We start from the raw sequence: 12,144 nt of genomic DNA, 5'->3' as shown, positions 1-12,144 counted from the left end.
AAGCATCAACTGGCTCATCACTATAGTGCTGCCCTGCCTTAGACTAGCAAAAAATAATTCAACATATTTATACGAAATTCTTATCTATAAATCGTATTATTCTACTTCTCCATCAGCATATAAAAATAAATTTTCCAATGCTTCCTTTGTTTTTTCTGATGATTCGCAAAAAGCGGTCTGTTGACTATAAATCCATTCCAAAAATACGCCTAAAAAAGAATAAAGAGATCACTATTGTTCGCTTTTCCATTACTGATAATCCTTCTGAAACATAAGGATAAAGTTGCGTACTACTTTTCGGGTATACCTGTTAGCATCGTCTCCGTGACCGTTAATCATCTTGCTTTTTACTTTGCGAATACATGTATTCCATATCCAATGAATCCCTTAACAAGTCTGCTAATAAATCATAATTTTTTTCTTTAAACTCTTGGTAGGAAATGGGGCTATTTTTTGAAACACTCCCTAACAAATCATCTATCACCACCGCATTATCTAAAATCCCATGCATGTAACTTCCCCAACAATTATTATCCAATACATAACCTTCGGTTCGTCCATCTTTAGTTTTTAATAAAGGGGACGACTTTACGCCCTTGGTAACTCCCATATGTATTTCATAACCTGTACAAATAGCTTTTTTGTTTTTAAACAGAAATTCTTGCTGTACGGTCTTTTTTTCTTTAGTTAAAGTTGTAGTAATGGGTAATAAGCCTAAGCCTGACAATTCATTCATATCACTTTCAACATGATGTGGGTCTTTAATTAACTGACCAAGCATTTGATAACCTCCGCAAATTCCTATTACTTTTTTTCCTTTTTCGTAATGAGATAGTATAACTTGGACTATATTTTGTTTTCGTAAAAAGTGTAAGTCATTTAGTGTATTTTTTGTTCCTGGTATAATAATGATGTCCGCTTTTTCTATTTCAAAAGCATCTTTGGAATAAAATAAATGCAAAAATCGCAAACTGCTCAACGGATACAGCTCTTAGAGATATTAAAAATTTAATTTCAAAAGGAATTTTAAAACAAGAAACATCTGGAGGAAGAAGTACTAATTACGAATTAATAAGAAATCCAGATACTAACAACTAGATGTTCAATAACTATATCCTAAAAAATATAGGAAGCTTTGATCTTGCTCTAAGTATCTTTAAAACAACTAATTCTAAATTAAGTTATCTTTGTTTTATAGTGAAAAATGTATGCTTAGTTATTCCTACTTCCCAATAAATAATACTTGAACCAAAGTCTCTAATTAAAAATAAGCTATTCTTTACAGCATTATTTTTTACTACAAAGAGTAAACCCTATTTTTTTCATATCTTGAATACTCAAAATCAGTATTTTAATTTACAAACTCATAAATTAAAAACAAAAAGCTCGTGACTGATACGGAGGGGTAGATGATTAATTTACTTTTAATTGATCGGTAAGATGAATAAGGTACATCTCGAAAAGAAACCTCCAAATAAATCAAAAACAGGAATTATGCTCGCAGGACATTTTACTACCGCATTAATAGCCAAACAAAAATTCCCAAAAGGATCTTTACTTTATTTTTTAATTATAGTACAATTACAAGATTTTTTATGGTTTATCTTTCATTATTTAGGCCTTGAGCCTACTACACCAAGTGATGCTTTTGATGCTACCTTAACTAATATGGCTGTAGATATGCTATATAGCCACGATTTATTACCCCAATTAGTATGGTTCATTATAGTATTCGCAATTGGAAAATTCCTATTTAAAAGTACACAAATAGGATTAGTAAGTATCCTATTGGTAGCAGTACATTTTATATTGGATTTTTTTTCTGGTCATATGCATCATCTATTTGGAGCTGATACAATGGAAGCCGGCCTTGGTCTATATGCTTCTAGTCCTTATTTAGCCATTTTTATTGAAGCAATATTTAGCACTGGAGCACTTTGGTATTTCTTCACAGAAGAAACAAAAAAAGGGATTATACGAACCCGTAAAAACAAACTAGCTATTATTGCCGTTTTCGGTTACGGAATTATTTTTATGCTACTTATTGCTACTCGTTCTTTTAGAGAAATTCTTGGTATTCCAGAATTTGATCTCGGTTTTAACACCAACATGCCAACACTCATTTTTACTTACGGAGTAATGCTTTATTGCTTAAACTATTTTGTGCCAAAATTTAAAACAATTGAATAGGCATAAAAATAGGTAGCACTATAACTAGCTAAAAAGGCTTCTTTAAAACAAGACTTTCAGTTTGATCAACACCTTGATTTTTGGATTTTAATCGTCCATCACCTAAACTAGTTTTATATTTATTTCATAGAAATTTAACACAAATCATCACATATTCCGACATACTCTTCTTACATGTAATTCATTGATTTAATGGTAGTTATTTATTAAATTATAACCCGTCCATAATTTGCTCAAATTGTTTATGGTCGTTCTAATTTTTTAATAACAAACAACAATCAAAAATGAAAACGTATTTAAAAATTCCCCACTTAAAATCAGTTCTTTTATTGGTTTTAATCAACTTAATGATCACTCCTTTTTTTGGTCAAATTGACAATGAAAATAGATTTTACAGAGAAACATTTAACAATGGTGTAAGTAAAAATGTCATTACAGATTATGGCGCTACTGTTAATGACAATACTGATGACTCTCCGGCAGTAAGACGCGCTATTAACGATGTTAGTAAACAACCTAATGGTGGGAAAATTTATTTCCCAGCAGGTGAGTATCGCATAAAATTTGTACACTTAGAGAGTAATGTCCACCTAGTATTTTCTCCTAATGCAGTAATTAAATTACCCGAAAATGATAATCCTTGGGGTGCTATTTTTTGGGTAGGAAGTAGAAACGCTGTAGAAAATGTAAGTATTAGAGGTGATGGCGGTAAATTCACAGTAAATATGGATGGCGCTAACACCGATGAAATTTGTATTTTCGTTAAAGTTGAAAATGTTAAAAATTTCAAATTTGAAAATGCTAGAGTTATAGAAAACCTTACCGAGCAATCCGCTTTTGTTTTAGGAAGAGGATTTAATAATCAAGCACCCGAAGGAGGTATTATAAAAAATATTGATGTATTGAATGCCAGTTACGGCTATGGCTGTGTCCAAGCTGGAAAAGCCGATCGAGTTTTATTTAAAAACCTTTCTAGCGAAGGAGGAATCGCACTTCGCCTTGAACCTGCCAATTTTGAAACTGTTGGGGCAACAGATATTGTAGGTAGAAATATCATAGGTACCAATGGAAATGCAGCGGTAATGCTTTCTCCTCATTCGGCTGTAGGAGGAACAGTAAATATTAATGGAGTAACATCCAATAGTTGTTCTTTTGGAGTAAGAGTAGAACGTGGATTTGGAGATAGAGGTATTGGATCATTTGCTAATAATTCGAGAATTACAGGAATACAAGTCAATTATGGTACAACCGCACAAATAAGACCAAATCACCGAGTATTTGTACCCTGTCCATTAAAATCTCTCACCTCTTCAAGACCTGGTCCTGATGGCTATAGCTATATTGGCCCAGCAATTGCGCCCGTTATTTATGATAGTAACTCTTTTGGTGTTTTCTTTGGTACTATTGGTTACAATGGATTTTCAAACCAACCAAAATTACCTATAGTCGGCATAAATGATAAATTCCCAGATGCCAACTGTAATAACAATGGCGGTGGTGGAAACAATGGTAATAACGGGAATACATTTGTGTTAACTAAACGTAATGCTTCAGGTTTTTCAATTGATGGTGGTAATGGCGGTGCAAACCAGCAAAATGTGTATTTATGGAATAGAAGTACTTCAAATGTGAACCAACAATGGGAAGAAATTAATAGAGGTAATGGTTTTTTTAGTTACCGAAAGAAAAATACTAACTTTTGTTTAGATGGTGGAACCGGAGGAGCCAATGGTCAAACTGTAAAATTATTTACATGCGGTACTAATAACCAAAATCAACATTGGCGAAAAGTGAACATTAACGGACGATTCCGATTAGAAAAACGTAATGCACCCGGCTTTTCAATTGATGGTGGTAATGGTGGAGCTAGACAACAAAATGTCTATTTATGGGCTAGTAGTAACACCAATCAAAACCAACAATGGAGTTTTGATGCGGTTTCAGGAGCTAAGTCACTGGATGACAAATCCCCCGAAACTATTCTTTATCCCAACCCTGCCCAACATACCGTATCTGTAAGTAATATAGAAGAATTCCATACTGTTACCATATTTAACATAGAAGGGGCAAAAGTACTTAGTACGCCATTAAATAATAATAATTTAGATGTAAGCTTATTAGCCAATGGGGTTTATCTATTAGAATTAACAGGAGATACCTTTAAAAGAGTTGAACGAATTGTTATAAACAAATAATTCTTTTTTATTAAATTGAATTTATATTGATTAATAGGGTGCAATTTAAAGTTGCACCCTCTTTTTATTACAATCTACATATTTATGTAAAAGCTAGCTCCAAAAATAAAAAACACCAATAAATAATATCCTACCGAAATTAATCGCTTATACCTCAACCTGAATTATTTATATTAGACACTAAAATAATTTTGATACAAATGGAAGAATTAATTTCTGTAAAATGGCTCAGTCAAAATTTAAATAAAATATAAAAGCAACCATAACAAAGAAAGCCAGACAAAATTGTCTGGCTTTCTAATGTGAACCAAAGCAGAGAGAGTTCGAACTTTTTTAGAGAAGATATTTATCTAATTCTATCAAAATCGAACATTAGCACAAAAATAATTTAATAAGTGATCTTAATTTAAAATTTTCAGACGCCCTGAAAAAGACGTCCTAAGTTATAGGGCATCACACTTTATATCGGTACAGCATAGTCATGTTTTATAACTCCCATAACAAATGTACAATGAGCACCCCCTATATTTTTTATTGAACCTAAATTATTGAATACAAAATCCTGATAATGTTTCATATCTCTGACCATTACCTTTAATCAAAAATCATAATCCCTTGAAATATTATAACACCCACAGAAATAATTTAGATAGCATAGTATCCCCTACAAATTGATGACCTATTTCTTTAGTATGCTCTTTCAAAGTAATATCACAAAAAACGATAAGATCCTACTCTACTTTTACTGGTTCCACCAATACTACATATTTTTAATAACTCCTTCTCTTTCCAAACCTCTTATTCTTTCATAAACAGGAGTTGGCGATAGATTCACTTGTTGTGCAATCTATTTTCTAGTCAATTTCCTGCTTTATTGAAGCAACTCTAATAACTTCAAATCAGTTTGGTCTAAGTCAACCGTAGATAAATTTTCTTTTTACGAATTAAATCACCAAGATAAAAGATATTTTATCTACCAAAACCCATTATAAAGATTATTTGACTTATTTTAATTAACATAGTAATTAAATAATCTTTTATTATAAGATTTGCAGTGTATAACAACTATTCGCAAACAATTAAATCGAACCTACTAGAAGATTCAAAATTGAAGGAAAAAAGCTATGAAAAACACCCAGAATACTATCAAAACAGATTTTTCATTCACACTAATGAGCAGGCGTTTAGATGAAAACTATCACCCGGAAAGTAATACACGTTTAACAACCAACTTCGCAAACTTGGCCAGAGGTGTTGATCGCCAGCAAAACTTACGGAACGCTTTGAATATGATCAACAATCGATTCAATGCACTGGCTCATTTAGATAACCCAAAAGGTGATCGTTACCATGTAGAACTTGAAATCATGACAGTAACATTGAATATTGATCATAAAAAAAGTATTGACAATCTGCCGATGATGGAAGTTTTGAAAACGAATATTTTAGATCGTAAAACGAATCAGTATGTCGAAGGTGTTGCAGGAAATAATTTTTCCTCATACGTCCGTGACTATGATTTCAGTATTTTATTAATCGAGTACAATAAAGACAAACCTAAATTTACAGTTCCGGAAAAGTTTGGTGATTTGCACGGCAAGCTTTATCAGTCTTTTGTAAGATCAGAGACATATAAAGAACACTTTAAGCAATCACCTATTATTTGTCTAAGTGTATCGGGCAACAAAATATATACTCGCACCGAGTTTCAGCATCCGGTGCTTGGTTTTGAGTACTTACAGAATGAATATTCTCTCACTGACCAATATTTCTCTAAAATGGGCATGAAAGTTCGTTTTTTCATGCCGGCAAATAGTGTAGCACCCATGGCTTTTTATCATACCGGTGACCTACTTAAAGAGTATACTGATCTTGGATTGATCAGCTCAATTAGCACAATGGAGACTTTCCAAAAGATTTATCGCCCCGAAATTTACAATGCAAATTCTGTGGCTGGTAAAATCTTTCAACCTAGTCTTAAACATGAAGATTACTCACTGACACGTGTAGAGTATGATCGTGTTGAACGCAGTCAACTGGCTATTGAGCAGGGTAAATATTGTGAAGAATATTTCATCAAACCTTACCAATATATTCTTGAGCAGTGGGCTGCCGATTTCGATCTTTAATTAATTTAAAACATTATAACCATCTTATTATGAAAAAAATATTACCAACCTCAATTGTTGGAAGTTTGCCAAAACCTGCATGGCTTGCGCCTCCTAAAAAATTGTGGTCACCATGGAACTTAGAAGAGGATCAATTACTAGAAGGGAAACAAGATGCTTTGCGCATTGCATTGCAAGAGCAACAATTGGCAGGGGTTGATATCATTAGTGACGGTGAACAAACACGTCAACATTTTGTTACAACTTTTATCGAGCATTTAAGTGGTGTGGATTTTAAAAATCGCAAAACTGTAAAAATTCGTGACCGTTATAACGCGAGTGTTCCTGTTGTTGTAGATGAGGTTACCCGCCAAAAAGCAGTTTTTGTTGATGATGCTAAATTTTTACGTAAACAGACTGATAAGCCTATAAAATGGGCATTACCTGGACCGATGACAATGGTAGATACATTATACGATGGCCATTACAAAAGTCGAGAAAAATTAGCTTGGGAATTTGCAAAAGCACTAAATGAAGAGGCAAGAGAATTGCAGGATGCTGGAGTAGATATTATTCAGTTTGATGAACCCGCATTTAATGTATTTTTTGAGGAAGTAAACGATTGGGGAATAGCTACGTTAGAAAGAGCCATTGAAGGTTTACACTGCGAAACTGCTGTACATATTTGTTACGGTTACGGAATAAAAGCTAATAATGATTGGAAAAAGACATTGGGTTCAGAGTGGCGTCAATACGAAGAAATTTTCCCTAAAATTCAAAGTTCTAATATTGATATTGTGTCATTAGAATGTCATGGCTCACGTGTACCTTTCAATTTAATTGAACTCGTTCGTGGTAAAAAAGTAATGGTAGGTGCAATCGATGTGGCAACTAATACCATCGAAACACCAGAAGAAGTAGCGGATACACTACGTAAAGCACTTGATTTTGTAAATATTGAAAACCTTTATCCTTGTACCAACTGTGGTATGGCTCCTTTATCTCGAAATGTCGCAAGAGGTAAGTTAAGTGCTTTAAGCGCTGGAGCAGAAATAATACGCAAAGAACTTGGGATTTAGTTCTAATGTATTAATTGACAAATAATCTGAGATGAATAGAAAAACATAGTAAGAGCATTTTGAAGAAGTTATTAGAAGTATTAAATAAAGTAGGTTTAGACGGTTTCATATTAATGATAGGTAGTATGATTCTACTTGCCTATTTTTTGCCTCAGCCAGGAATGATTAAAGAACCTGTTTCGCTAGGTCAAATTGCCAATATTGGCGTTTCATTTATTTTCTTGTTTTATGGCTTAAAACTAAGTATTGAAAAACTAAAGGTAGGACTTTCAAACTGGAAAATGCACATTATTGTTCAGTTGACTACCTTTTTATTTTTTCCACTTCTAGTTTTGGCATTTCGACCTTTTTTCGTGAAAACCGATTTAGAATTGCTTTGGTTGGGTATATTTTTTCTAGCAGCTTTGCCGTCAACAGTTTCATCTTCGGTTGTTATGATTTCCATTGCAAAGGGCAACGTTCCCGCAGCCATTTTCAATGCGAGCATTTCCAGTTTGATTGGAGTAGTGGCTACTCCACTATGGATAGGGCTGTTCATCGCTTCTGCAACAGGTAGTTTTGATGTAAGCGACATTGTTTTAAAGTTGGTTCTTCAGGTTTTGTTACCAGTTATCATCGGTATAAGCCTCAACTCCCGTTTTGGTAACATTGCCAAAAAATACAAGAAGCAACTGAAGTATTTCGATCAGGCAATCATCCTCACCATTATTTACACCTCGTTTTGCAAGTCTTTTTCCGAACATCTTTTTGCAAGCTTCTCTGCTCTGGAACTTGCCGGACTTGCTGTAGGGATGATGGCTTTGTTTTTTACCGTATTCTTTTGTGTGGGATTACTCAGCAAGTGGTTTGGCTTTTCAAATGAAGACCGCATTACGGTCTTATTTTGTGGGTCTAAAAAGTCATTGGTACACGGAACGGTCATGTCAAAAGTACTCTTTCAGCATAGTACCATCACCGGAATAGTATTGTTACCACTCATGCTTTACCATGCCTTGCAATTGATTGCCGCCAGCGTAATCGCTCAGCGTATGGCCAGACGAAAAGAAGTATAATTTTCACAAAATGATACTGTGTATCAACAAAAAGTCCGATTGCTGAGAAAGAATTTATGGGCCATTTTTTTCGGTAGACTTTAACCCGTTTTATGCATTAGAAAATCTATTACAGCTGCAATCTACTTCAAATGCTAACGTAAACTGAGTTTTTTGATTTAACCATAGTGATAACTATGCTAAAATTAAGAAAACACTAGTATTTATTGTATATCACAGCCTCATGTCGAAGTTCTAATACATAAAACGGACTTAACAAAAATAAAAGCTAGAAAAATATCAAATGAAACTTTTAGAAAAAGTACAATTAGGAGGTGTCAACCTGAAGAATAGAATGGCGATGGCAGCTATGACCAGAGGTCGCGTAGACAGAAATGGATTGGTGGGTGATATAACAGTAGAATACTACACCCAAAGGGCTAGCGCTGGTTTGATGTTAACAGAATCTATCCGAATTAGTAAAGAGGCTACTGGTAGCCCGCTTACTCCAGGTATTTTCACAGACAAACAAATAGAAGCATGGAAGAAGGTTACAACGGCAGTACACGAAAAAGGCGGTGTTATTATTGCACAGCTTTGGCATACCGGCCGTATGGGACATTCTGTAGACAGAAACGGCAAGCTCCCTCTTGCGCCATCCCCCATTCCTATATGGGGAATGCAGCACTTTACTTCTCAGGGGAAAAAGGAATACGAAATACCTCAGGAAATAACAATACCAGAAATCAAACAGACCATAAAGGACTTTGGTCAGGCCGCAAAAAATGCAATAGCAGCAGGGTTTGATGGAGTTCAGTTGCACGCTGCTAATGGCTATCTGCCCAGCCAGTTCTTAGCTGAAAGTGCCAACCAAAGGACGGATGAATATGGCGGTAGCATCCCTAATAAATGCCGCTTTGTGCTAGAGGTAATGCAGGAATTAATCAGTTCGGTAGGAAGTGAAAAGGTGGGTATTAAAATATCTCCATTCCATCCCTACGGTGATATTATACTGGATGACCCTTCTGCCACTTATTCGTATCTAATTAAAGAACTGAACAAACTGGACTTTGCCTATGTGGAGATTCAGAAGCGTAGTACATTTTTCCCATCACCAAAACATTATGCAACTGACAACGAAATTGAATTATTTGGGAGGATGATTCGTCATACAGTTATTGCTAATGCAGGATACGATAAGGACTCTGCCGAAGCAGAACTTGAAAAAGGCATTGCAAAGCTTATTTCCTTTGGTACGTTATACATCGCTAATCCCGACCTGCCAGAACGTTTTGAAAAAAATTTCAGACTTAATAAGCCAGATAGGGCAACAATATTTGGTGGTGGGAAACATGGTTATATTGATTATCCGTTTTGCAACAACACCCCCCCCAATAAATAAAAGATTGATTAAACTACTATCTATGCAACCTCTACGAGTCTTTTATAAAAATGTGTTCCATAAATGGACTGATTCATTTCAATACAAATCACAGCAATAGGAAAAATCCTGCTTATGTAGTCACATTGAACGGACAAAATTCGAAGTTTCTATTACGAATAGGATTCGCTAACGCACACCCCTCAAAGCTAAACTTTGAAAACAAAAAGGAGAAAAATAATTTATGAGCAAGCTTAAATTATTTTTCTCCTTTTTTATTTATTCGTGAACCAAAGCGGACAGAGTTCGAACTTTTTGAAATCTGATATTGAATTAATTTTAAGTCAGCAAATGATTTAAAATATGAGCATTTAAATTTATCTCTCTACCAATTCGCCTTATAGAGGCAGCAGCTCAAAAACTATTGGTAAGATTTGACATATCTTTTTATTGTGTCCTCATCTAAATCCAAGGTACTCCAAAAATAACATCAAGACTAAATACGATTTTTCCAATACAGTTTATTCTAATTAAGAAAGAAGACTTGAATTGTTTAATTGCTATTTACCTTTTTTAATTACCCAAAAGTACTTATACGACTTATCAATAATAATTTTAAAGAGTTATAAATTATACTAAATATGAACAAAAGAATGACTAGTTAAAGATTAAAATTCTACAAGTACCACCGTTTACTTAAGTTACATCATTTTTTTAAAACAAATACTTGCCTAAAAAATTGCTCTTGTACAAAACAAATTTTGTTGGGATATAGTTAAATTTGAATATCTATCAAATCAAGTTCTATTGCAAAATTTTAGCATCACAGAAATCAGCCGTCAAATTTTGAGCGGAGAAAAAACAATACAAGAAATTAGTGATTACTTACCTTGTCATATACACACTAATTCTTTAGATGATTTTCGAATTTTAGAAGCAGATAGTACTGTTTTGAATCATATCGATCGGACTGCAGATGAACTACTGCAACATGGTCCCGAACTTATGATAGAAATGGTCAATCCAGACGATCTTCGCAATGCAATTGATGCTAATTTTAAATATTTAGAAAATCTAGAAACGCAAAATCATGTAGCTTTTTTCCAAAGAGTCAAATTTCCCAAAGAAAAAGAAGAACATTGTTTTTATACAAGAGGAAGGGTTTTAGACGATAATAGAATAATAAATTTAAGTGTTCCTACTCATGAGCTAAAACTTTTTAATCATACGGTACTTGATTTATTTCAAAACAGTTCTTTTATAAAGAGGAATCTAGCCGTTTTCGATTCCTTAACAAAAAAGGAGGTAATGCTATGTCAATATTTTTGTCAAGAAAATAGTCTAAAAGATATCGCTGACTCTTTACATCTATCGATACACACAATCAAAAACCATAAAATCAACATTTACAAGAAACTGAATGTCAATAACTTTTATGACTTCTACTATTTCTGTACAAAATTTAAAATAGATAAATGACAAAATTTAAAAACGCAGCATCGACCATTGCTGTTTTAAAAGAAAAAATAAGTAACCAAGGAACTGATAGCCTCGAAGATTTTTTAGGGTTTTATCATGAAAATGACATCAATACCATCGAATTACTTTATCTCGAAGAAAAAGGATGTGAAATTTATGGCAAGACTCTGGAAGAAATTAGAGCTTTAGGACCAGCCTTCCTAGCTGAAATTATGCATCCCGAGGATATAGAAAGGTGTGTAAACCTATTAACGGAATTCGCAAAAAAAGGATCTGAAGAGGAAACCTTGATTTACAATCAACGACTTAAGATGGTTGGTGACGAAGATTATAAAACCTATTTCACCTGTGTTAAGGCCGATTTTACAAAAAGTGTTTTTCAGGCGGTTACTACGGCCATGACACAGATAGATGATTTTTATTTGGAGGTCAATACCGTTTTAGAATCATCGAAATACATCGAAGAGAATGTTTCATTTTATACCTCGTTTTCTAAACGAGAAAAAGAAATTATAAAATGGGTTTGTAATGGAAAAAACGTTAATGAAATTGCTGATATCCTTTTTTTATCTCATCATACTGTAATAAAACACAAAAAGAACATCTACAAAAAAGCAGGATTTGATTCCAAAATTCAATTGATCGAATTTGCCCTTAATTTTAACTTGATTTAATATCAAC

At 33.8% G+C, this 12,144-nt stretch carries 10 protein-coding genes and 1 pseudogene; 9 read left to right on the top strand and 2 right to left on the bottom strand.

The genetic code is table 11. The annotated features are described in order from the left end of the window. A partial coding sequence (locus KQA_RS20635; protein ID WP_232285830.1) for a hypothetical protein occupies window positions 1-184 on the top strand: 184 nt, incomplete at its 5' end. 147 nt (window positions 185-331) lie between these two features. On the opposite strand, the gene KQA_RS18270 is transcribed toward KQA_RS20635, so the two are convergent. Continuing rightward, entirely contained in the window at window positions 332-961 is a 630-nt protein-coding gene (locus tag KQA_RS18270; RefSeq protein ID WP_157366557.1) for a cobyric acid synthase, read from the bottom strand. 479 nt (window positions 962-1,440) lie between these two features. On the opposite strand from KQA_RS18270, the gene KQA_RS0201180 reads away from it, so the two are divergent. Together KQA_RS0201180 and KQA_RS19390 are read left to right on the top strand one after the other, a co-directional pair. Further along, window positions 1,441-2,190, top strand: coding sequence for a hypothetical protein (locus KQA_RS0201180; protein ID WP_010177329.1), 750 nt, complete (start codon window positions 1,441-1,443; stop codon window positions 2,188-2,190). Between the two features lie 284 nt (window positions 2,191-2,474). Then, on the top strand, window positions 2,475-4,385 hold the full coding sequence (locus tag KQA_RS19390; RefSeq protein ID WP_010177328.1) for a T9SS type A sorting domain-containing protein: 1,911 nt from the start codon (window positions 2,475-2,477) through the stop codon (window positions 4,383-4,385). 460 nt (window positions 4,386-4,845) lie between these two features. Here KQA_RS19390 and KQA_RS18260 read toward each other — a convergent pair. After that, window positions 4,846-5,247 (bottom strand): annotated as a pseudogene (locus KQA_RS18260) (Lrp/AsnC family transcriptional regulator). A gap of 262 nt (window positions 5,248-5,509) precedes the next feature. On the opposite strand from KQA_RS18260, the gene KQA_RS0201165 reads away from it, so the two are divergent. From KQA_RS0201165 to KQA_RS19385, 6 genes are all read left to right on the top strand, one after another. Beyond that, on the top strand, window positions 5,510-6,514 hold the full coding sequence (locus KQA_RS0201165) for a putative oxygenase MesX (protein ID WP_010177327.1): 1,005 nt from the start codon (window positions 5,510-5,512) through the stop codon (window positions 6,512-6,514). Window positions 6,515-6,543: 29 nt separating this feature from the next. Next, window positions 6,544-7,572, top strand: coding sequence for a methionine synthase (locus KQA_RS0201160; protein WP_010177326.1), 1,029 nt, complete (start codon window positions 6,544-6,546; stop codon window positions 7,570-7,572). A 59-nt stretch (window positions 7,573-7,631) separates the two neighbouring features. Beyond that, window positions 7,632-8,624 (top strand): bile acid:sodium symporter family protein, encoded by a 993-nt coding sequence (locus KQA_RS0201155; RefSeq protein ID WP_010177325.1) that lies wholly within the window; start codon window positions 7,632-7,634, stop codon window positions 8,622-8,624. Between the two features lie 283 nt (window positions 8,625-8,907). After that, entirely contained in the window at window positions 8,908-10,005 is a 1,098-nt protein-coding gene (locus tag KQA_RS0201150) for an alkene reductase (RefSeq protein ID WP_010177324.1), read from the top strand. A gap of 786 nt (window positions 10,006-10,791) precedes the next feature. After that, the gene (locus tag KQA_RS0201145; protein WP_010177323.1) at window positions 10,792-11,463 is read left to right on the top strand and encodes a helix-turn-helix transcriptional regulator; all 672 of its coding nucleotides are present in this window, start codon (window positions 10,792-10,794) and stop codon (window positions 11,461-11,463) included. Continuing rightward, a complete protein-coding gene (locus KQA_RS19385) occupies window positions 11,460-12,137 on the top strand; it encodes a LuxR C-terminal-related transcriptional regulator (protein WP_010177322.1) in 678 nt (225 codons plus the stop codon). Before KQA_RS0201145 ends, KQA_RS19385 begins: the two co-directional genes overlap by 4 nt. Window positions 12,138-12,144 lie beyond the last annotated feature (7 nt).

The organism is Aquimarina agarilytica ZC1 (genome assembly GCF_000255455.1).
Taxonomy (GTDB): domain Bacteria; phylum Bacteroidota; class Bacteroidia; order Flavobacteriales; family Flavobacteriaceae; genus Aquimarina; species Aquimarina agarilytica.
This window is presented reverse-complemented; position numbering and strand designations above follow the sequence as displayed.